22 protein-coding genes are annotated in these 21,776 nt (G+C 37.5%); all 22 read left to right on the top strand.

The window, feature by feature from the left end:
* Positions 1-11: 11 nt before the first annotated feature.
* The 22 genes from BUB45_RS07590 (at position 12) to BUB45_RS07695 (ending at position 21,774) form a co-directional block, all read left to right on the top strand.
* A complete protein-coding gene (locus BUB45_RS07590; protein ID WP_073006937.1) occupies positions 12-485 on the top strand; it encodes a GreA/GreB family elongation factor in 474 nt (157 codons plus the stop codon).
* Positions 486-932: 447 nt separating this feature from the next.
* A complete protein-coding gene (locus BUB45_RS07595; RefSeq protein WP_073006939.1) occupies positions 933-1,352 on the top strand; it encodes a DUF5391 family protein in 420 nt (139 codons plus the stop codon).
* A gap of 163 nt (positions 1,353-1,515) precedes the next feature.
* A complete protein-coding gene (locus BUB45_RS07600) occupies positions 1,516-2,406 on the top strand; it encodes a LysR family transcriptional regulator (RefSeq protein ID WP_073006940.1) in 891 nt (296 codons plus the stop codon).
* 798 nt (positions 2,407-3,204) lie between these two features.
* Positions 3,205-3,933, top strand: a complete 729-nt coding sequence (gene fabG, locus BUB45_RS07605; RefSeq protein WP_244527686.1) for a 3-oxoacyl-ACP reductase FabG — start codon at positions 3,205-3,207, stop codon at positions 3,931-3,933.
* A 16-nt stretch (positions 3,934-3,949) separates the two neighbouring features.
* Positions 3,950-5,161: an acetyl-CoA C-acetyltransferase gene (locus tag BUB45_RS07610; protein ID WP_073006942.1), complete on the top strand. Its 1,212-nt coding sequence runs from the start codon at positions 3,950-3,952 to the stop codon at positions 5,159-5,161.
* 316 nt (positions 5,162-5,477) lie between these two features.
* A complete protein-coding gene (locus BUB45_RS07615) occupies positions 5,478-7,112 on the top strand; it encodes an acyl CoA:acetate/3-ketoacid CoA transferase (RefSeq protein WP_084723579.1) in 1,635 nt (544 codons plus the stop codon).
* 17 nt (positions 7,113-7,129) lie between these two features.
* On the top strand, positions 7,130-8,350 hold the full coding sequence (locus BUB45_RS07620) for an MFS transporter (protein ID WP_073006946.1): 1,221 nt from the start codon (positions 7,130-7,132) through the stop codon (positions 8,348-8,350).
* A 32-nt stretch (positions 8,351-8,382) separates the two neighbouring features.
* Positions 8,383-9,495 (top strand): alpha/beta fold hydrolase, encoded by a 1,113-nt coding sequence (locus BUB45_RS07625; RefSeq protein ID WP_073007194.1) that lies wholly within the window; start codon positions 8,383-8,385, stop codon positions 9,493-9,495.
* 281 nt (positions 9,496-9,776) lie between these two features.
* Positions 9,777-10,823: a GTP 3',8-cyclase MoaA gene (moaA, locus tag BUB45_RS07630; protein ID WP_073006948.1), complete on the top strand. Its 1,047-nt coding sequence runs from the start codon at positions 9,777-9,779 to the stop codon at positions 10,821-10,823.
* Positions 10,824-10,942: 119 nt separating this feature from the next.
* Complete coding sequence (gene moaD, locus BUB45_RS07635; protein WP_073006949.1) at positions 10,943-11,176, top strand: molybdopterin converting factor subunit 1; 234 nt, start codon at positions 10,943-10,945, stop codon at positions 11,174-11,176.
* 249 nt (positions 11,177-11,425) lie between these two features.
* The gene (gene mobA, locus BUB45_RS07640) at positions 11,426-12,019 is read left to right on the top strand and encodes a molybdenum cofactor guanylyltransferase (protein WP_073006954.1); all 594 of its coding nucleotides are present in this window, start codon (positions 11,426-11,428) and stop codon (positions 12,017-12,019) included.
* A gap of 13 nt (positions 12,020-12,032) precedes the next feature.
* The gene (locus BUB45_RS07645; RefSeq protein ID WP_073006956.1) at positions 12,033-12,545 is read left to right on the top strand and encodes a MogA/MoaB family molybdenum cofactor biosynthesis protein; all 513 of its coding nucleotides are present in this window, start codon (positions 12,033-12,035) and stop codon (positions 12,543-12,545) included.
* A gap of 117 nt (positions 12,546-12,662) precedes the next feature.
* Entirely contained in the window at positions 12,663-13,469 is an 807-nt protein-coding gene (gene modA / locus BUB45_RS07650; protein ID WP_073006958.1) for a molybdate ABC transporter substrate-binding protein, read from the top strand.
* The gene (gene modB, locus BUB45_RS07655) at positions 13,466-14,134 is read left to right on the top strand and encodes a molybdate ABC transporter permease subunit (protein ID WP_073006960.1); all 669 of its coding nucleotides are present in this window, start codon (positions 13,466-13,468) and stop codon (positions 14,132-14,134) included. Before modA ends, modB begins: the two co-directional genes overlap by 4 nt.
* Before the next feature lie 267 nt (positions 14,135-14,401).
* The gene (locus BUB45_RS07660; RefSeq protein WP_084723571.1) at positions 14,402-15,469 is read left to right on the top strand and encodes an amidase; all 1,068 of its coding nucleotides are present in this window, start codon (positions 14,402-14,404) and stop codon (positions 15,467-15,469) included.
* A gap of 30 nt (positions 15,470-15,499) precedes the next feature.
* On the top strand, positions 15,500-16,432 hold the full coding sequence (yhfZ, locus tag BUB45_RS07665) for a GntR family transcriptional regulator YhfZ (RefSeq protein WP_073006964.1): 933 nt from the start codon (positions 15,500-15,502) through the stop codon (positions 16,430-16,432).
* Positions 16,433-16,460: 28 nt separating this feature from the next.
* Entirely contained in the window at positions 16,461-16,838 is a 378-nt protein-coding gene (locus BUB45_RS07670; RefSeq protein WP_073006966.1) for a PRD domain-containing protein, read from the top strand.
* A 1-nt stretch (position 16,839) separates the two neighbouring features.
* Positions 16,840-17,196 carry a DUF2620 domain-containing protein gene (locus tag BUB45_RS07675; protein ID WP_073006968.1) on the top strand — a complete coding sequence of 119 codons (357 nt, stop codon included), beginning with the start codon at positions 16,840-16,842 and terminating at the stop codon, positions 17,194-17,196.
* A 22-nt stretch (positions 17,197-17,218) separates the two neighbouring features.
* On the top strand, positions 17,219-18,511 hold the full coding sequence (locus tag BUB45_RS07680) for a YhfT family protein (RefSeq protein ID WP_073006970.1): 1,293 nt from the start codon (positions 17,219-17,221) through the stop codon (positions 18,509-18,511).
* Between the two features lie 27 nt (positions 18,512-18,538).
* Positions 18,539-19,456, top strand: a complete 918-nt coding sequence (locus BUB45_RS07685) for a phosphotriesterase family protein (protein ID WP_073006971.1) — start codon at positions 18,539-18,541, stop codon at positions 19,454-19,456.
* The gene (locus BUB45_RS07690; RefSeq protein WP_073006973.1) at positions 19,453-20,580 is read left to right on the top strand and encodes an aminotransferase class V-fold PLP-dependent enzyme; all 1,128 of its coding nucleotides are present in this window, start codon (positions 19,453-19,455) and stop codon (positions 20,578-20,580) included. Before BUB45_RS07685 ends, BUB45_RS07690 begins: the two co-directional genes overlap by 4 nt.
* Before the next feature lie 33 nt (positions 20,581-20,613).
* The gene (locus tag BUB45_RS07695; RefSeq protein WP_073006975.1) at positions 20,614-21,774 is read left to right on the top strand and encodes a YhfX family PLP-dependent enzyme; all 1,161 of its coding nucleotides are present in this window, start codon (positions 20,614-20,616) and stop codon (positions 21,772-21,774) included.
* Positions 21,775-21,776: the final 2 nt, after the last annotated feature.

A 21,776-nucleotide genomic window follows, 5' to 3' on the forward strand; every position in this document is an offset into this window, starting at 1 on the left:
AGGAAAATGATATGAAAAAAACAATACCTGTAACAAAAGCAGGTTATGAAGAACTACAAGAGAAATGGAATACGTTAAAGGAAGAAAAATTGGTTGAGGCAAATAAACAAGTGAAGGCAGGCCGGGCATTTTGCGATTTTCATGAAGATCCTGAATTCGATAGATCTTTAGATGAGTTAAACAAAATACAGGAGCAAATCTCAGAATTAGAATCTATTCTTGCTCGTGCAGAAATAATTGGAGAAGCAAATAGCGACGTGGTTCAACATGGGGCGTTGGTGACGTTTAAAGAATACCCAGATGGCGAAGAAGAAACTTTTCAGGTTGTTAGTGCTGCAGAAGTAGATGCGAAAAAATTACAGATCTCTGATAATTCCCCAATAGGGAGGGCATTACTTGGAAGGAAAATAAATGAGGAAGTGTCTGTAGAAACCCCTGCAGGAACGGTGAAGTTGCTTATAACCAAAGTGCAATACAAGGTGTAAAACTGTTGCAAAAGTGACCTGTAAATATAGTACCGAAAGATGTATAAACAAGCAACGATGGTTAACTCCTCAGATATGCTGGCAGTCTATTGGAAGTGAGAAACTACCATTTTCGTTATAATAGTTTATATATAGTTGTTGAAAAATTAATCTTTTTTAACGGTCTTTACGTTTTCTGATTCTACTATTTTTTTGTTCTACTATAGGAAAGTACAAAAATTTAAAGGTCTATAGTATAAGAAAAACGATGCCATTCGCCATAAGACTTGGCGACAAGCTAAGTTATTCTAAAAACAAAGTCCTTCTAATGTGCGATGAGTAATCTTCTTTTAGTGGCTTAAAAACATAGTTGACATAAGTAAACGTTCAATGCACTGGAAAGGATAATGGTTAATGAAAAGGTTCAGTAACTGGCTTTGCTAATATAAATAGATAGGAAGCGTTTTTATGAAGAACAAAAAATATATCATTGCTTTAACGGTTTTATCGGCATTTTTATTTAGTGCGTTAATTATCGCAGGTTCGTTGTCGCCTTTATCGGAAATGGGGGACAATGCAAATCAATTTAACTCAGTAGGCATGTGGCTTTCTATTGCTATGATACTTTTTTTCTACCTTATTCCAGTAATACTATATGCAATCGGATTAAATTGGATCAAGATAATAATGGCTATATTTTGTGTCATCGGCATTGTTATATTGCTATCAACAATTGTTATCGTACTTATAATTGGATTAGTCAATCATAACATGTTGCAACTAAGTAGTGTTCTTATTGTGAGTATCCTAGGTGTTATCATAAACATTGTGTGGCTTATTGTTGCGTTTTGGAAAAATCGAGGTAAAGCTTCGGGCTTGTCTTCTTGATAAATAAGTAAAGGTGATTTTTATTCCGGATACATTTCATTGTGCTTTTATTGCTAAATTTTAAAGACAGATACATGCTAGAATAAGTTAAAATATTATCAAGTATTCTCATTTAGTGTCGTCTGCTTTAAATTTTGGTTAAACAGAGGAGAAGATAATATTAATGGATATTCGTGAGTTAAAATATTTTATAGAAATTGTAAAAAAGAAGAACTTTACGTTAGCTGCAAAAAATCTTCATATATCCCAACCAGCCTTGAGCAAAACAATGAAAAACTTGGAGTCTGAATTAGAAGTACAGTTGTTAGATCGATCAGATAAAGAAATAAAACTAACTGAAATCGGCCAACTATTTTTTGTCCAGGCGGAAGCTGTTTTAAATGCTTTTGATTCATTGAAGGCATCTCTTTATGACCAAAGCAAGTTGAATAAAGGAGAAGTGATTGTCGGGCTACCACCCGTAATAGGATCTAGTATATTTGTCAAAGTGTTAACAACATTTAAAGAAAGTTTCCCTGATATCAAATTGCATATTATAGAAAATGGCGCGAAGATGGTCGAGCATAATTTATATAACGGCAAAATTGATCTAGGGGTAGTAATAGCTCCTGTGGACGAAAACCAGTTTGAATATATACCAATTATGGAGGATGAAAGTGTTTTAGTTGTCCATCATCATCATCCTTTGGCGCAGAGAGAAGCTGTTTCCATTGCAAACTTAAAAGAAGAAGAATTCCTTCTTTTGGATAAAACGTTTATGCTCCATCACCATGTTGTTCAGTATTGTCAGGACGCAGGGTTTAAGCCTAATATTTTATTTGAAAGTTCTCAGTGGGATTTTCTTGTGGAACTTGTTGCGCAAAATCAAGGGGTTACTATCCTCCCTCGACCAATTTTGTCACGGGTGGAAAACAGACAAATACACATTATACCTATCCGTCCTAATTGTTTAAAGTGGAAAGTGGGATTCCTCTTAAATAGAGAGCAATATGTTACACATGTAATGAAAGTTTTTATTGATCATACTGTTCGTACAGTTGCAACATGTGAATGAAAAAGTATAGTAATTGCGTATAAAAGAGCAGTTTAAAAAGTCTAAGATTTGCTTCCTACCACAGTGCTGTCATACTGTGGTTTTTTACGTCCTAAGAAATATGATCATTCTTATTCAGGTTCCCCATTGTTTTATATGAAAATATATCATTAAGCTAAGGAGAGTACCTTTGGATAAATATAGCGGTACATTATTATAGTGGTTATGGTATAAGCAAAAAAAGATAGCCTTCTTCTCAAGGCTTAGCTCAATAATCTAAGCTTTTTTATAAAATTTAGCAGCTGTGGATAAACTTACTAAGTTATGTAGCCACGTCCTGCTCCAGCGCCCAGCAACTAGGCTACTTCACTCCATTGCCTAAGCTAAGTCATCATCGGTTCGTTCTAAATAGGAAGGCCGACTAAAGACGGGCTTGCCGGAGGGCGCCGGCATACTCCTGTTGCAGGAGCATGATTCCTAAAACTTTCGTTGATTCGTTCCAGTAGCTACGTTGCTAAACGGCGCCCTGAGCCTTTGTTATACTATAGGAACTACAGCTTTCGCCATAAGCCTATTTTTTCTAAAGATGGATAGTGCGGTTATTTCTACCTGTATAGGAAAATCTTCACTGTCTATAACTATTAGTTATTACTCCAAGAACTTTTATGTATTATACAACGGGTTTATATAGGATTATGATTATAAATAGTTCATATCAATTAATTGTAAACGCATTCTAAATGGAAATATTGTTGTTTTTTTATAACTAATAATTATAGTTGGGTATGAAAAGTGAAAGTAGAAAGGAAGAGGTGTTAGATGATGAAACAATTAAAAGACAAAGTCGTCGTGGTAACTGGGGGAGCACAAGGATTAGGTAAGGCGATGTGTGAGCGATTTGCTTATGAAGGAGCTGAAGTTGTTTATTCGTTAGATTTACAAAAAGGGAATCTCACAGCAGATAATGTAAAACATCAGGAGTTAGATGTTACAAACATAGCGGAGATTGACTCTTGTATTCAATCGGTCAAAGAAGCGTACGGTCGCATCGATGTTTTAGTCAATAATGCAGGGGTCACTCGTGATGCATTGACACAGAAAATGGATGATAATAAATGGGAATCAGTAATGGATATCAACTTAAAGGGTGTTTTTCATATGACGAAGGCGATTGCTCCCATTATGATGGAGAACGGGTCTGGTTCTATTATTAATATTTCGTCCATTGTAGGTCTTTATGGAAATATTGGCCAAGCAAACTATGCTGCTACGAAGGCAGGAGTCATAGGAATGAGCTATACATGGGCAAAAGAATTTACGCGTAAAGGTGCTGCTGTACGTACGAATGTGATTGCTCCCGGCTTTATTGAAACGGATATGATGAAAACGGTTCCGGAAAAGGTGTTGCAGCCGCTTCGTGATCAAACACCATTAAAAAGATTAGGACGTCCTGAGGAAGTGGCAAATGCGGCGTTATTCTTAGCGAGTGATGAGTCGAGTTATGTAAATGGTCATGTGCTTTCCGTAGATGGTGGATTAAGGCTGTAAAATAGGAGGTTTACTAATGACAAAAGTATATGTAATAGATGCTAGACGAAGTGCGATTGGATCTTTTTTAGGTACAATTGCTTCTGTACCGCCCAGTGATTTAGCTGCTCAAGTAATGAAGAGTATCATTCAGCACCATCAACTAAATGGTAGTGAAATAGACGAGGTAGTTATTGGAAATGTGTTATCTGCGGGGCAGGGGCAAAACATTGCTAGACAAGCAAGTATAAAAGCTGGAATACCTGTATCCGTTCCGGCTTATACAATGAATATGGTTTGTGGCAGTGGCATGAAATCTTTAATGACTGCTTATAGTAACATTTTAGCTAATATGGCTGATCTTATGTTAGTTGGTGGCGTTGAAGTGATGTCACAGGCTCCTTTCGTAACAACGGCAGAAGTTAGAACTGGTAAGAAGCTTGGGAACCTTCAATTGCATGACAGTATGGTTCAAGATGGTTTAACCGATGCATTTCATCATTATCATATGGGGATAACTGCTGAGAATATTGCTGAAAGATATCATATAACCAGAGAAGAGCAGGACAGATTTGCTCTAAAATCGCAGCAACGAGCTATCAAAGCAAAGGATAGTGGTCGTTTTGAAGCTGAAATTGTACCTGTGGAGTTTATGGATCGTAAAAAGCATCTTATGACATTTAAAGAAGATGAATATCCCAATTACTCTACTACTTTTGATAAGCTCGCCCGTTTAAGACCAGCGTTTAAGAAGGATGGGACGGTTACTGCTGGAAATGCTTCTGGCATTAATGATGGAGCAGCTATCCTCTTAGTAGCTTCTGAAGCTGCAGTAATGAAATATCAGCTTGAGCCAATTGCTGAGATTGTTGCGGTTGGACAAGGTGGAATAGACCCAGCTGTTATGGGGTTAGGTCCTGTAAAAGCAATTCAACATCTATTTAGTAAAACAGATGTGAATCCAGAACAGGTGGAGCTAATAGAGTTAAATGAAGCATTTGCTTCTCAATCTATCGGAGTAATCAAGGAGCTTCAGGAAATGTATGGTTGGACGAAAGAATGGATCGAATCAACTGTAAATGTTAATGGTGGAGCTATCGCGCTAGGTCATCCTTTAGGGGCTTCCGGTGCGCGGATTATTACTACACTTGTACATGAAATGCAAAAGCGAACGATAACATATGGGCTCGCATCTCTTTGTATTGGTGGAGGAATGGGTACAGCTACACTATTAAAATCGATAGAGTAGTCCGTATCTGAAATTGGGCGTTGAGATTGTGTGAGATTGTCCTGCATTAAAGTGCTGTAAGTTTCCTGGTTTAAATGAAGGGGTCACATACACGTTTTTTAGTACAGATAACAGCACCTAAATAACCAATTTGACTTAGAGGCCTTTAGGTGCTGTCTAAGTAGTATGAACAATTAGTGGGAGAAAAAAAGCAACACATAAGCGTGAAGAAGGAACAGTTTCTCGTAAATCACCGAGAACAGTTATGAAAACGCATTCTGTTTTGCTCTGGCGAATAGTTTCCAGACTTGAAATAGTTTCAAGTTATGTAAAGATCATGAAACATAAAGGTGTGAAAGAGATGAAAGATAACTTACAATTTATGTCTGCTCAAGAAGCAGTACATTTGATTAACACAGGTGATAGAGTTGGAATAGGGGGATTTATTGGTACCGGAGTTGCTGAGGAAATTCATATGGCAATTGAAAATAAATACATCGAAACGAATACACCACAAAACCTAACGTTAATCTATGCCGCTGGTATAGGGGATGGAAATGGTGCATCCAAGGGGCTTAATCACTACGCTCATGAAGGATTAATTAAACGAGTAATAGGAGGGCATTGGGGAATGGCTCCTCGTCTCGCTCCACTCGTCGCAGAGAATAAGTTAGAAGCATATAATTTACCGCAAGGGGTTATTACACAGCTCATTCGTGAAAGTGCAGCAGGTCATCCGCGTTTAATCTCCCATGTCGGTTTAGGGACTTTTGTTGATCCTGATTTGGACGGCGGTAAGTTAAATGCAGTTACCTCGGAGGATATTGTTGAAAAAATTCAATTTGATGGTCAAGATTATTTAGCGTATAAAACACTGCCGATAGATGTTGCTATTTTAAAAGGTACAACTGCTGATGAAAAAGGAAATATAAGTTTAGAAGATGAACCACTAACTTTAAATGTTCTATCCTTTGCTATGAATGCCAGAAACAATGGCGGAAAAGTAATTGTTCAAGTTGAAAAGGTTGTACGGGAATCTTCACTAAATCCTAAAAATGTTCACATTCCTCATGTCTTAGTTGATGCTATCGTCGTTGTAGAAAATAAAGAAAACCATATGCAAACATTCGGCACACAATACAATGAAGCTTTTATACGTAGTGATTTGATTGTTGATGATAAAAAATCTATCTATCCATTAAATATACGCAAAGTAATCGCAAGACGCAGTGCGAAGACTTTAACCCAATCAATGAAAGTAATTAATTATGGGATTGGTGTTCCAGAAGTGGTAGCTAATGTATTAAGTGAAGAAGGACAGGAAGACCATTTCATCCCCACGATTGAACCAGGCATATTTGGGGGAACTCCAGTTGGCGGACTTGATTTTGGATGCTCCATAAACCCGGACGCGATTATTGATGAATCGTATATGTTTGATTACTACGATGGAGGAGGACTAGATATAGCCTTTTTAGGATTGGCTCAATGTGACAATAAAGGTAATGTAAACGTTTCAAAATTCGGACCTAAAATTGCGGGCTGTGGTGGATTTATTAACATTACACAAAATGCCAAAAAGCTTGTCTTTTGTGGGACATTTACAGCTGGCGGGTTAAAAATGGAAGTATGTGATGGAAGGTTAGTAATCGTACAGGAAGGAAAAGTGAAAAAATTTACCAGCGATGTAGAGCAAATTACCTTCAGTGGAAAAGTAGCGAAACAAAATGAAAAATCTGTTTTGTATGTAACGGAGAGAGCTGTGTTTGAACTACGTAAAAATGGATTGACATTAATAGAAATAGCTCCAGGAATCGATGTAGAAAGAGATGTCTTGGCACAAATGGAATTTACACCACTGATTAGCAAGGACTTAACATTAATGGATAAAGCAATTTTTAAAGAAGGTCCTATGGGGCTCATATTTCATCAGAGTAAGCAAGATATGGGTAGTGATTTTCTCACAAAATAAAGATTGGGGATAGCACGATGAATGAAGCGATTCAGAAAAATGGCGTTAGGGCATATATCATGGAAACGATTATGTTTTTTACGTATGCATTTTTTGCGGTTAGCTGGATTGCGGGGACGACACTGACCCCGCAAATTATGGAGCATTTTAAGTTGACAGATTTTGCTTCCGCGACATTTATTTCAAATGCAATTACGGTTGCTAAAATTATAGGTAATCTACTAGCAGCATGGTTTTTGGTTAAACTACAACCGAAAAAAGCAATTGCTTTTGCTTCGTTGTTAATTGTACTCGGAAGTGGTTTAGGTGTGTTCGTAACGGAATATTGGATGTTTGTTGTAACAAGGTTTATTACTGGTTTTGGGGGAGCTCTATATATTGTATATTTTGGACCAATTGTTATTCGTTATTTTGATCCAAAACGACGCTCTACTATTAATGGGATTAATGCAGCGGCTTATAATGTGGGAAGTATTATTGCTATGGTTGTTGTAACACCTGTTTTTACGTGGCTAGTAACTTGGCAAAATAGTATCCTGTTTTTTACAGCCTGTAGTCTTGTGTTATTCGTATTATGGCTCATATTTGGGGAAGATTTTGAACTAAATCAAACCTCTAACGATCAAAAAACGGTGAAAGCATACACATTTAAAGATGGTTTAAAGGATAAGTTTAATTATGTCTTTCCGTTTACTTATGCTGGCTTGTTATTGTTATATATTGTTATTCTTACAATTTTCCCAGTTTCAGATAGTGCTGCAATCAATCCAAAAACGCTGAGTACAGTAGTAGCGATCGCCGGAGTAGTCGGAACGATATTTGGAATTATGGTAACGAAGCGATTTGCTCGCCGTTTGCCAGTACTTCGTTGGTCAGGGCTAGCGATGACGGTATCAGCTGTAATCATGGTCATGACAACATCGGGTGCATTGGCGTTAGCTATGGCAGCACTGGTCGGATTCTTCATGTTCTTGCCAATGACAGCATTGGTTACGATTCCACAAGAGCTTCCTGATATGACACCAAGCAAATTAACGTTAATCATGGGATTCTTCTGGTCGTTTGCTTATATGTTTGAAACGGTTGCCTATTATTTTGTGGGAGTGTTAATTGATGTATCTGGCTTCCAGGCTGGATTATATTGTGCGATTCTATTAAGCTTATCATTTTTTATTGGTTCCTTCTTACTACCAGAAACAGGAGGGAAGACAGAAGATCAAAAGCAAGCAATCAGCTAAAGAAATGATGAAAGGGAGGCTTTACGGTGGATATGAATCATGTTGAAAAAAAGCAATTTTCGTTGGACAGTTATACATTGGAATGCGGGAAAGCGATCCCTGTAACTTTAGGATATGAAACATACGGGGAATTAAACGAAGACAAATCAAATGTAGTGGTAGTGGCACATTATTTTAGCGCTTCTAGCCATGCGGCAGGAAAGTATTCTCCTGAGGATGAGACAAGCGGCTATTGGGACTCTTTGATTGGCCCGGATAAAGCAGTTGATACGAATAAATTCTTTGTTATTAGTACAGATAATTTGGCGAATGTACAAGCTTATCATCCGAAGGTAATTACAACAGGTCCAAGAACAATTAACCCAGAGACAGGGCAAATATGGGGGATGGATTTTCCGCCATTTACATTTCGTGATATGGCGGGTATACAGCATGAGTTTATTACGAAGCAGCTAGGTATTAAGAAACTACATGCTGTCATGGGGGCTTCAGCTGGTGGGTTTATTTCATTAAATTGGGCAGTCCACTATCCAGACATGGTAGAACGTGTAATTGGAGTAATAACCAATCCACAAAATCCAGTCATAACATCGTTTAATGTGCTACAACATGCCATGCGAGCAATTGAACTAGATTCGAATTGGAATAATGGTAATTATGTGGACGATCAAGGACCTGAAGAAGGCTTGCACTTAGCTATTCAAATGATGAATGCAGGTGCGTTTACACCAGAGCTGTATGAAGATACATATCAGCGAAATAGTGATGAACAAGCTCCTTACGAATATCTTCATATGAAAACAGGTTACGAGCAACAGTTGTATGACGCTGTGAAAGCGGGAATGCCAGTTATGGATGCTAGTCATTGGTATTATACTTGTCGAGCAACGATGATGCATGATATCGCTCACGGTATAGGTTCATTAGAAGAATCGTTAGACAGAATACAGGCTAACGTGTTAATGATTTCTTGCACGCGTGATTTACTCCAGCCGACCATTTATAATCGTCGTATGGTTGATATGTTGTTGAAATTAGGCAAAGAAGCAGAATTAGTAGAAATTGAGAGCTTAAAAGGGCATATGGCAGGCGTATTAGATGGGCATTTGTTCAGTGATGATATCCGAAAGATGCTACAAAAATAGCGTTGTAAGTGCATGAACGAAGTATAAACTTGCCTTAAAGAAAAATGCTTTGAGCTTTCTTTCTCTTTCTAAAATGAGGTATAGATTATACAGAATACATGAATGTATAATTTGTTCAATGGTTTGTAGACTATTCTTGGAGTAATAGCAAGGAGTGGAGGGTGAATAAACCTCCACTCCTTGTGCTTACTTTACCCCTCTAAATTGCTTTTGTGCTACACAGCTTCTTTATTCTAACAATTCACGATTTTGTAAGGTTTTTAAAGATTAATTCTGTTAGAATGGACGTAAGAAGGAAGGGAAAAGGAGGGGGTTACTTGTCTGAAATGAAAGATAAATTTGGACGTCCTTTACATGACTTGCGGATTTCTGTGACAGATCGTTGTAATTTTCGTTGTAGATATTGTATGCCAAAGGAAATGTTTGGCAACGATTTTTCGTTTATGAAAAGAGAGCAGTTGCTTTCATTTGAAGAGATAGAGCGAGTGGCGAAAATTTTTGTTTCATTAGGAATAAGGAAAATTCGCTTAACGGGCGGAGAGCCTTTGTTGCGTAAAGATTTACCAGTGTTAATTGATAAGCTAATGTCTATTCATGGATTAGAAGATGTTGCATTGACAACGAACGCCTCATTATTGGAGCGTATGGCTCCTCGTTTGAAGGAGGCAGGTTTGCATAGGGTGAATGTGAGCTTAGATGCCATAAACGACGATGTTTTTATGACAATTAATGATGCCGCTTACAAAACAGAAATGATTTTAAGAGGAATTGATAAGGCTAAAGAAGTCGGGTTAGGCGTTAAGGTCAATATGGTAGTAAAAAAAGGAATGAATGATCATCAAGTAATTCCAATGGCTACTTATTTTAAGAAACGTGGAATTACGTTGAGATTTATTGAATTTATGGACGTTGGTACAGCGAACGGTTGGAACTTTCGTCAAGTGATGACAAAAAAAGAACTTTATGATGAATTATTCAAGCATTTTGCTTTAGAAGCCGTAAATCCTGCTTATGTTGGTGAAGTTGCGAAAAGGTATCGTTATGTCGGAACGAATACAGAAGTTGGCTTTATTACCTCTGTTTCCGAGTCTTTTTGTTCTACTTGCACAAGAGCAAGAGTTGCGGCTGATGGGAAGCTATATACATGCCTCTTTGCATCTAATGGGTTAGATCTAAAAAGTATACTACGTTCTAATTCTGGTGATGAAGCTGTGCGTGCAGCGATTGTATCGACGTGGCAGAACAGAACGGATCGGTACTCGGATGAACGAACAGAAGAGTCGGCAAAGAATAAGACAAAAATTGAAATGTCTTATATAGGTGGCTAAGTTTCAAGCAATAGATGCGTAGATAAATAGAGTGAATCGATGCAAATTCACTTTGCTAAGGACTAATTAAACGATAAACATTATATTTCAAGTGTCATTTAATAGAAGGAGGGGTATGCATGGTAGAGGTTTTATTATTTGCACAGCTTCGAGAAGACATAGGAACAGACCGTTTACAAGTAGAGGCTGAAGAAATGACTATTCATGAATTGAAAAAGCAACTTCAGGAAAGCTATTCGTTATCGCAAATGGAAACAATGATGACAGCAATTAATGAGGAATATGTAATGGATTCAGAAGTTATAAAAGCTGGGGATACAATTGCTTTTATTCCTCCTGTAAGCGGAGGGTAATTTTATGTTGAATACCACTTTAATAATCGGAAAATGCAAGTCTAAGCGGAAATAACAACACCTAAATAATCTTTGAAAGATTTATGTTATATCAATGGGATACTAAACAATCCATGTGGGATAAAATCCTCACTGTATTTCTATTGGTGACCTCTTGAAATTTCCACCACTAAAGTCGTCGGTCTTTCACTTTACAGTGTAATGGGTGATTTCTCATAACTTTAAATAGCTCTAAAAAGGAGGGCTTCCATGGAACAGGATATAACTGGAGCCGTCATTGCGGGAGGGGCGTCAAGAAGATTTGGCTCCCCAAAAGCATTTGCTAAAAAAGACGGAAAAGCTTTTTATCAAATTTCCATCGCTGTATTGCGTCCGTTGGTTAACAAGATTTTTTTGGTAACTAGTCCCGCTTTAGCGGCTTGCTTTAGGCATGATGATACGGATGTGAAAATCATAGAGGATGTCCCGCATTATCAAGGGGATGGTCCGCTTGCAGGAATTTATTCCGCAATGACGTCTTGTGAAACAGAGTGGTTGCTCACCTTGCCTGTCGATGTGCCGTTTATGAAGTCAGACGTACTAGAGGTTTTGTTGCGGGAGATGGGAGATGAGATAGACGCCGTTATTCCCATAGTAGATGAAAAAATGCAAGTTCTTGTGGGGTTATTTCGTTGTACTATAAAAGACAAGATTAAAACGCAGCTTGATCAAGAAGAACGGAAGGTTGATCACTTATTGAAAAAAATAGCTACACGTTATGTGAAAATAGATGATACCAAAGCATTTTTTAATATAAATCGACAGTCCGAATATCACAAATATGTGGCTAATATAGAACATTAAGGGGGCTACACGATTGTTACAAGACCATCGAAAGGCATCACCAAACGCTGTTACATGTGCTATTTTAACCATCAGTGATACAAGAAATAAGGAAACCGATAAAAGTGGAAGATTCATTCAATCCTTTTTGGGAGAGGAAGGTCATGCTGTTTCTGCTTACGATGTAATCCCAGATGAAAAAGGCATGATTGAAATGCATATAAACAGCTATGGAACAGACATAGAAGCTGTGATTATAAATGGAGGTACAGGCATTTCCAAACGCGATGTCACCATTGAAGCTGTCAAGCCATTATTAGATAAAGAATTACCTGGCTTTGGTGAGTTATTTCGTATGCTTAGTTACCAATTGGACATCGGTTCAGCAAGCGTGTTATCAAGAGCAGTCGCCGGCGTTTCGCAAAATCGTGTTATTTTTGTCATACCAGGTTCTAGTGGGGCGGTAAAACTAGCGATGGAAAAGTTAATCTTGCCTGAATTGGGACATCTTGTCATGGAAGTTAGCAAAGATTTAGAGCAAGGTTAAACAGGAAAATGATGAAAGAGGCTCGTATTATAAGACGTAAGCTTGAAGAGAGTCAACCACTTTTATTGAATGAAATAAAGTGGCAACAATAAGATACGTATAAAAGGATGGAGCAATGTGAAAAAACAAACCATACTCATACTTGTAGCTGTGCTCATCATTATAACTGCTTGTGGAAATGCATCTAACTCTAACTCAAATGCCAAAGGCTCCATAGAACTTACGATTTCTGCGGCTTCCAGCATGATGGACGTATTAACAGAAATAAAAGAAAACTTCGAGAAGGAAAACCCAAATATGGAAGTAACATTTAATTTTGGAGGGACAGGGGCGCTACGGAAGCAAGTAGAACAAGGGGCACCTATTGATGTCTTTTTTTCTGCTTCTAAAAAAGATTACGATCTGTTATTAGAGGGAGGGTATATTGAACAGGGCGAGGAATTGTTACATAATCAATTAGTTGCTATCCAGCCACAAGGTGGTCCTGTTTCAACGCTACAAAATGTTGTTAACACGAATCAAAAATTTGCTCTTGGTACACCGGAATCCGTACCAGCAGGCTTCTATGCACAAGAAGCATTACAAAAAATGGGTTTTTGGGATGAGTTGCAAGGGCGAATGGTATTTGCTAAAGACGTATCTCATGTCTTGCAATTAGTAAAAGATAAAGCGGTGTCTGCTGGTATAGTCTATAGCAGTGATCTCCATCGTGTGAACGAAGTAGATATTATAGAGAAAATAGATGGCGCATTACATACCCCAATATCCTATTATGTAGCGGTCATTGAAAATGGTAATGAACGTTCTCAAGAAAAGCAAGCAGCGGCAGAACAATTTTATAACTATGCGCAAAATGAAACGAGTAAAGCGCTATTTGAAGTTTACGGATTTGTCATTCGTGATAAGCTGGTGGAGGATACATGATGTGGTCTTGGCACCCTGTTCAACTTTCGTTAGTCGTAGCCAGTATCGCAACAGGGATTGTATTTGTATTTGCTATGATTGTGGCGTATTGGATGACCGAAAAAAATGTGAAAGGACGCGCCATTTTAGAGACGGTTGTCTTCCTTCCTCTTGTTTTGCCGCCAACCGTCATTGGTTTTTTATTAATTATTATTTTTGGTAATAACAGCTTTGTTGGGCAAGCTATCTCCTGGCTAACCGGACAACCCCTGTTGTTTACCGTCACTGCAGCGGTTATAGCTGCAAGTGTAGTTGCTTTCCCGCTTATGTATCAATCACTGAAAACCGGTTTTCAAATGGTTGATGATACTATTCGTGGTGCGGCCAAAGTAGATGGAGCATCTAATTGGAAGCTGCTATTTCTAATTACCATTCCGTTATCCTATCGGTCAATTGCCACGGGATTTATTTTAAGTTTTACACGGGCGTTTGGTGAATTTGGAGCAACCTTAATGTTTGCCGGGAATATTCCAGGAAAGACGCAAACCATTCCAACAGCCATTTATCTTGCTATTGAATCTGGGCAAACAAAAATTGCTACCTATTATGCGCTCATTAGCATTGGTTTTTCGTTTGTGTTGTTGTTTATGATGAACAGATTGACGAGGGTGGACGTTAAAAAATAGGAGGGTTGGGAGAAATCATTAAGACAGTATCCCACAGTGATGAAAGGAAAAATTACATTAGCAGACTAGATAGCCACTTTATTGTGAAAAGGTGGCTTTTAATGTATTTATGATAGTTTTTTTGTATAAATCACATTCTAATTTCAACATAATTTAAAAAGTATGTTGAAATTAGAATGTGAAAGCGCTATAATTACAACATACAATATTTTGTATATTGTATGTTGTAATTAAGTGATCATACAATAAAGATTGGAAGTTTTAAAATTGATAGCAAAAAATAGGCTCGCTTTAGCAGAAAGAGAGTTAGGAAGATCTGTGGTAGCTATTAATTATGACTGGAACACAGAGAGAATAAGTAAAGGTCAAGGTGCTTTGTTTTTTGGAGTGAAAGACACGAATCAGATACCGAATTATGTATTAGACAAGCTAGATAGTGATCAAAATATGATTTGGCTAACAGTGGATAAAGCGGCAAGCAAGGGAAGAGCGATAGATACGGATTTGCATAACCCAATAACTTACCGATTAATGACAGGTTCTTCTAGCGGCGGACCAATTAACATTTTAAAAGGAATAAATGATTTCGCAATTGGAACAGATGGTGGAGGTTCCACCCTTGGTCCCGCAATGAGTTGTCAACTTCCTTCTGTGATAGGTTCAGGGATCGGGTTACATGTAAAGCAAAAAAAGACATCAACTGATGGAATAGATTTTACTGGAAGTGTTGGCGTAATTGCCAAAGACATGTGGACATTAGCTTCAATTATAGAAACTTTAATTAACGAGGAACTTGAGCTAGTGGAAGAACCGAAGTTGAAAATCGCCATTCCAAAAAAAGGAACGATTACATGCCCAGATCAAATGGATATGCATGAAAAAGTTATATATTACTTATCAAAAATGGATTGTTCGCATATTTCCTTCTTAGAAGTAGACATGACAGGGATTGATAATCGAGCTAGAGGTATAAACATTATTCAAGAAATTTTAGGTGAAAACGAAGCCGATTTAATTTTAACCTGTGAAGGACCGATTGATGTGTATGGTTATGGTGAAACAATTCCGCAACAGTTTGGGCAAGTTGGTCAAGAATTAACGAAGCATCATGGGAAATATCTTCTACGTTCAGCAAACATGTGCAACACAACAGCTATTACGGTTCCAACTGAAAACCTTGCAACTGGATTAGTCATTGTTGCTAAAGAGGGGGTTGGAAACTGCAAAAATGCATTTAATTTAGCCAAGAAGTTAGAAAAGGGAATCAATCTTCCAGATGTTTGGAAACGTTACTTTCTTGATAATGAACAAGAATTTAATGGTTTTCAGTTATAAAAAGGTAGATTGATTGGAAAGGAGTAAAGAATGAGTAGAATATGGGAAAGTTTATTTTCGAAAAATGGTTTGGCAGCAAAAGGCATTGCTAAAGAGCTCATTGATGTCAATGAGGGAGACAGAATTCCTAGAGTAGAAGATTTTGTTCAGAAATTATCTTTTGGACGGGGAACTATTCAAGGTGGATTAAATGTATTGGAGAGATTGCATGCAATTACGTTGGAATCTAGAGGGCATTTAGGAACCTTTTTAATGAATAAAGATATTCACATATTAAAAGAAATTGCAGGAATAGGTTCTTTAATGGGCGCAATGCCATTACCTTATTCCACACGTTATGAAGGCTTAGCAACAGGATTAATTGAGGTATCAGATGTGATGCATAAACGTTTGGATTTGGCATACATGAGAGGATCTAAGCAGCGTTTGGAAGGGTTAAAGTCACGTAGATATGACTTCGTTGTCATGTCTAAGTTAGCTGCTGAAGAAGAAATGAAGCATAATGATAACCTACAAGTAGCTATTAATTTTGGCCCCAAAACATACGTAACGGCACATGAAATTTTTTTAGCAGACCCTTCCAACAATCAAATCAAAGATGGCATGCGGGTTGGAATAGACTTTTCATCTATTGATCAATCCAAGATTACTCTATTGGAATGTGACAAGATTAATGTGGAATTAGTACCAATCAATTACATGCAACTATTTGAGAATCTGCAAAATGGGAGTTTGGATGCGGCAGTATGGAATGCAGATGAAAGGAGAACAAACAAAACGTTCAAAAAAGTAGGCTTTCGAACAAAAGAAGCAAATATGCTTTCGGAAAAAGCTTCCACATCCGTTATTTTAATTGAAAAAGATCGAACTGACGTACATGATTTTCTCTTAGGATTGGAAACAAGAAAAATTATTGAAATACAAGAGCTAGTAGTTAATAAGAAAAAACTACCACATTACTAAATTTATTAAGGTAAGGGGATAGCGTGATATGAACGTACAAGATCTCAAAGACAGATTAAACTTGTTGTTGGAAAAATGCTTAATAAAACAAAAGGAATATGATATTGCTACTATTGCATTTGAAAGGTTATTAAAAATGCTTAACAAGCATGATATCGAACAAGCAGAGATGCTTTTTACTCATTTACCGATGGCTTTAAGTCGTATTGAAAAAGGAGAAGAAGTAGAAAAACCTGCAGTTGAGTTAATGAAAGAAGTAAAAAATTCCAATTACTTTCCGTTGGCAAAGGAGCACGTTTTCTTTATTGAAAACAAATGGGGGGCGCCTTTGCCAGAAGGAGAGAAGGAGTTTTTATATATGCATTACACAAATGTAATCAATTTAAATTCACAAGGAGGACAATAAAATGAAAATTGTTATCGGTGGTCAAGTAGAAAAAAAGACAATAGAGTCACTAATAAAGGAAATGGATTCATCCATTGAAACGGTAATTAAATCAGATTTAGATGCTGCAATGGCTATAAAGTCAAACCAAGCAGATTATTATGTGGGTGCTTGTCATACTGGTGGTGGAGGTGCATTGGCTATGGCTATTGCCTTAATTGGAAGAGATCAATGTGAAACAGTTTCCATGCCTGGTAGGAAGCCAAATAATGATAATATTATCGAAGCGGTTAACAGCGGTAGAAAAGCATTTGGTTTTACTGCAGATCATGTCGATGCTGCGGTACCAATGATTATTAATGCATTAAGAAATAAATAGTAAAGGAGGTGCTTTGTAAGCTATGGAGACTTTATTTATTGTGTTAATTGGAGCGATGGCGGCCATTTTAGCAAACCAAAATATTGCAGTGTTTAACGATGGTTTAAGACCAGTCGTCGGAGAACATATTGAAGGAAGGCTAAAGCGTAGAGAATTAGGAGTAACGGCTTTTGCAATGAGCTTTGGATTAGTCATTGGGTTTGGTATCCCTTTTACATTATCAGCTAGTATTATTTTGATTCATAGCATTTTACTAGGTACAGATATTATCGGTTTAATCACACCAAAGAATAAATGGGGAACCCCTCTAGCAGCTGCCGTTGGAGGATTATACGGATGGGCATTATTAGCAGGTTTAGAAAGCTTTGTGAAGCTCTTTGATTATTTACCTGTTAATTTTTTAGAACCATTAGGAGAAGTGGGAACTCCTGTTGTAGTAACGTTCATGGCTTTTCCAGCTTTAGCAGTTGCTATGCAATTTAGTATTAAAAAAGGTATTCTAACATTTGTTTTAGCAGCTTTGGTACGGCAGCTTACCGTATTTGTTAATGAAAGCGGATTCCTTTCCATTGGTGAAAATGTTATTCAATTAAATCAAGAAGGTATGGCACTCATTGTTGGAATGATCTTTCTATTTTTCTATGCAATGAAAGAAAAAGGGGATGAAGGATCTTCTGTTGATTTGGCTGCCATGTTTAGTGAAAAGGTTAAATCTATTAAAAATAATGTCATATATTTTGTCATTATAGGGGCTCTCATTGCAGGAGCGACAAATTTATTAATCATGGCTGGTGATCCAATTTCTCTCAATCTAATTGCAGAAGGAAAAATTACAGATGCTGGGATTGCAGCTGCAGCTAGAGCAATTGGATTTATTCCACTAGTAGCTAGTACTGCGATTGCGACAGGTGTTTATAGTCCGGTTGGGTTTACATTAATTTTTGTTGTCGGCTTATTTTCGCCAAATGTTTGGATTGCTGTAATTGTTGGTGGAATAATCAGTTTTCTAGAAGTTATGTTACTAAGTTCAATTGCAAGATTTTTAGACAAATATCCTGGTGTGAGAAACTCTGGTGAAAATATTCGTAGTGCTATGACCAAACTATTAGAAGTCGCTTTATTAATTGGTGGTGCGAATGCATCTAATATGATTGCACCTGGGTTCGGCTTCTTCTTTATTGCTGGTTTTTATCTATTAAATGAAGTAGCTGGTCGTCCGATTGTCCGTATGGCAGTAGGTCCTGTTGGCGCAATTGCAGTAGGTATTATCGCTAACATCCTAGTCGCTTTAGGCCTAATGAGTATTCCGCAATAAAATGAATGAAACTACAGGAGTGATGATATGATACAAACTGTAAGAGGTAGGATTACTACAGATGACTTTGGGGTATGCGCAGCGCATGAACATTTATCCATTGATCTATCAAAAGTGAAAAATGATCCAGACACTATATTAGATGATGAAGAAGGTATGATTTCTGAGTTGAATCATTTTTATCGTGCGGGTGGCAGATCGCTAATAGAATTAACAAATGATGGAATGGGTAGAAATGTTTCACGTTTAAAAACGTTAAGTGAGAAATCAAATGTTCACATTGTAACTTGTACAGGATTTTATAAAAATCCCTTTATTCCTGATTTTGCTAACAGCTGGGACCGTCATCAGTTTGCAGCGTATTTTATTCGTGAAATAGAAGAGGGAATAGGAGATAGCGGAATATTTCCGGGGATAATAGGTGAAGTTGGAACAAGCTTAAATGAGATGAAGCCAGTAGAAAAAGAACTAATTATCGGTGCTGGAAAAGCAGCTTTAGCAACGGGATTAACGGTTAGTACACATACGACGTTAGGAACAATGGGTCGTGAGCAAGTAGAAATGCTTTTTAACGTTGGCTTGGATAAAGATCAAATTATTATTGGTCACCAAGACCTCAATCCGAATAAAAATGAAGTGCTAGAGGTGCTTCGTTCTGGAGTTTATATTGGATTTGATACAATTGGAAAAAATAACTATAGGCCAGATGAAGAACGTTTATCGTATTTGATCGATTTTATTGAACGAGGTTTTCAAAAACAAATTTTACTTTCCGCTGATTTAACTAGGAAATCTCATTGGAAAAAGCATGGTGGTCCTGGATATGATTTAGTACTTAATAAGTTTGTACCAATTCTACGGGAGCAGGGCGTCTCTAATCATGTTATAGATGATTTGCTGATTCATAATCCTGCGAACGCCTTATCGATAAAGGAGCGTTTATAGTGGCTTATGATAAATCAAAATTAAAGTACGCCGATTCTGTTATTCCAACTTTAACCGTTAAAGAAGCGCAACAATTACAGTTTAAATTAGTTGATTGTATGAGTGAGCATTTTTCTGGCGATCAGTTTTTATCAATGGGAGATTTAGGGGTTGCTCCAAAATATAAAAAGCCAGAACAAACAAAAAGGGTTGAACGAACACTTGCTACATTTTTTGGTGTAGAGGATGCTTCACTAGTGCGAGGGGCTGGCACTGGCGCAATTCGTACTATACTAAGTACATTGATGTCAGCAGGAGATCAAATGTTCATTCACGATGCCCCAGTATATACAACGACTCAGGATACCATTCAAATGCTGGGAATTAAAACAAAGAAAGTAAATTATAATGATGTGGAAGCTGTTAAAAGAGCAGTAACAGCAGAGGATACTTGTAAAGTTTTTTATGTTCAACATGCACGCCAAACACCTACTGATATCTATGATTTAAAGACAGTTATTCAAATGGTTAAACAGGAACGACCAGATATCGCCATTGTTGTTGATGATAATTATTGCGCTATGAAGGCGTATGGGATTGGTGTTGAGTTTGGGGCGGATTATTCCACTTTTTCTGGATTTAAAGTACTTGGACCAGAAGGAATTGGGATAATTGTTGGTAAGAGTGAAGCGATCAACTTGCTTCAAGAAAGAAATTATTCAGGCGGTGGCCAGATTCAAGGATATGAAGCAATGGAACTGTTGCGCATGATGACCTTTGCGCCTGTAGCTCTTGCTACGCAAAATGAACAGGTGGAAGAAGTTTGTAAGCACTTAAATGAAGGTATAATTGAAGGAATTGATCATGCATATATGGTAAATGCACAATCAAAAGTGATTATTGTAGAACTGCGACAGCCAATTGCTCAAGCAGTTATTAAAGTGAGCAATCAATTGGGGGCAGCAACACACCCGGTGGGGGCAGAGTCTAAGTATGAAATTATACCAATGATCTATCGTGTTTCAGGCAGTTTTATTGCCGCCGAGCCAAAGTTAAAAGAGTATGGCTTACGAATTAACCCAATGAAATCTGGATCTTCAACGGTTTTAAGCATTTTAGATAAAGCAATAAAATCAGTACAATAAATACAGTTTTCAACAGAAAGCAGGAGGATGCCCATGTTTTTGGACGTAACCAAACGTAGAAATCCACAACTAATAAAGACTGGTGTTACTTTTCATCAATCTGGGGAAATCCCGCCGAACACATATATAATAGATGTGGACATACTAAAAGAGAATACACGAATGATGGCAAAAACGGCTAATGATCATCATTTTAATCTTTATTTTATGACAAAACAACTTGGGCGAATTCCCGAGTTGGCGAAAATTTTTACAGACAATGGTATTGAAAAAGCTGTTGCCGTAGATTTTGATGAAGGTAAAGTTTTGGCTGAAAATGGAGTAGCTATTGGAAATATTGGTCATCTAGTTCAACCAGGGAAAATGCAGTGGAATGAAGTATTAAGCTGGGAGCCAGAGGTAGTTACGATATTTTCCTATGAAAGAGCCAAGCAATTATCAGAAAGTGCAGTGAAGCTTGGAATGAAGCAAAATATCTTACTCAAGGTCTATGGTTTAAATGATAAAATGTATAGTTCCCAGGAAGGCGGAATCCCCTTAGAGCATCTTTCTAAGACAGTTGCCGAAATTCGAAAATTATCAGGTGTAAATATTGTTGGCGTTACTACGTTTCCCAACTTGGAAATAAACCAAACAGAGACGAAAATGATTCCTACAACTAATATGCATACGTTAATGCAGGCGAGAGCCATTTTAGAGAATGAAGGAATTGAAATAAAGCAAGTCAATGGCCCAGGGGGAACTAGCTGTCAAACAATACCTCATCTAGCCTTACAAGGTGTTACACACGGTGAGCCGGGGCATGGGTTAACAGGTACAACCCCATTACATGCATATTGTGATTTACCTGAAAAGCCAGCTATTATTTATGTTTCTGAGGTATCGCACAGGTTCAAAGAGCAATATCAAGTAATAGCGGGAGGGTATTATGGACGTTCTAATATGGAAGGCTGTTTTGTAGGACATGAGGAACAAAGTATATTGAAACGATACGTTCGTGCTTATAACAGCAGCCCAGAATCTATCGACTACTATGGTTCTATAGATAAATCGGATAACTTTCAAATAGAAATTGGAGATACAGCTATTTTTGCCTTTCGCACCCAAATATTTGTAACACGAGCGCATGTAGCACTGATAGAAGGAATACAAACTGGTAATCCGAGACTTATTCATTTAGAAAGGAAGTGGTGACA

It is taken from the genome of Virgibacillus chiguensis (genome assembly GCF_900129865.1).
Lineage (GTDB): Bacteria > Bacillota > Bacilli > Bacillales > Amphibacillaceae > Virgibacillus > Virgibacillus chiguensis.

Excerpts from the sequence above, each read along its gene's own strand:
- BUB45_RS07685 (WP_073006971.1), top strand. The coding sequence starts at position 18,539 with ATGATACAAACTGTAAGAGGTAGGATTACTACAGATGACTTTGGGGTA.
- BUB45_RS07695 (WP_073006975.1), top strand. The coding sequence starts at position 20,614 with ATGTTTTTGGACGTAACCAAACGTAGAAATCCACAACTAATAAAGACT.
- BUB45_RS07590 (WP_073006937.1), top strand. The coding sequence starts at position 12 with ATGAAAAAAACAATACCTGTAACAAAAGCAGGTTATGAAGAACTACAA.
- fabG (WP_244527686.1), top strand. The coding sequence starts at position 3,205 with ATGATGAAACAATTAAAAGACAAAGTCGTCGTGGTAACTGGGGGAGCA.
- mobA (WP_073006954.1), top strand. The coding sequence starts at position 11,426 with ATGGAACAGGATATAACTGGAGCCGTCATTGCGGGAGGGGCGTCAAGA.
- yhfZ (WP_073006964.1), top strand. The coding sequence starts at position 15,500 with ATGAGTAGAATATGGGAAAGTTTATTTTCGAAAAATGGTTTGGCAGCA.
- BUB45_RS07595 (WP_073006939.1), top strand. The coding sequence starts at position 933 with ATGAAGAACAAAAAATATATCATTGCTTTAACGGTTTTATCGGCATTT.
- BUB45_RS07670 (WP_073006966.1), top strand. The coding sequence starts at position 16,461 with ATGAACGTACAAGATCTCAAAGACAGATTAAACTTGTTGTTGGAAAAA.
- BUB45_RS07680 (WP_073006970.1), top strand. The coding sequence starts at position 17,219 with ATGGAGACTTTATTTATTGTGTTAATTGGAGCGATGGCGGCCATTTTA.
- BUB45_RS07675 (WP_073006968.1), top strand. The coding sequence starts at position 16,840 with ATGAAAATTGTTATCGGTGGTCAAGTAGAAAAAAAGACAATAGAGTCA.
- moaA (WP_073006948.1), top strand. The coding sequence starts at position 9,777 with ATGGACGTAAGAAGGAAGGGAAAAGGAGGGGGTTACTTGTCTGAAATG.
- modB (WP_073006960.1), top strand. The coding sequence starts at position 13,466 with ATGATGTGGTCTTGGCACCCTGTTCAACTTTCGTTAGTCGTAGCCAGT.
- BUB45_RS07620 (WP_073006946.1), top strand. The coding sequence starts at position 7,130 with ATGAATGAAGCGATTCAGAAAAATGGCGTTAGGGCATATATCATGGAA.
- BUB45_RS07615 (WP_084723579.1), top strand. The coding sequence starts at position 5,478 with ATGAAACATAAAGGTGTGAAAGAGATGAAAGATAACTTACAATTTATG.
- moaD (WP_073006949.1), top strand. The coding sequence starts at position 10,943 with ATGGTAGAGGTTTTATTATTTGCACAGCTTCGAGAAGACATAGGAACA.
- BUB45_RS07610 (WP_073006942.1), top strand. The coding sequence starts at position 3,950 with ATGACAAAAGTATATGTAATAGATGCTAGACGAAGTGCGATTGGATCT.
- BUB45_RS07600 (WP_073006940.1), top strand. The coding sequence starts at position 1,516 with ATGGATATTCGTGAGTTAAAATATTTTATAGAAATTGTAAAAAAGAAG.
- BUB45_RS07625 (WP_073007194.1), top strand. The coding sequence starts at position 8,383 with ATGAATCATGTTGAAAAAAAGCAATTTTCGTTGGACAGTTATACATTG.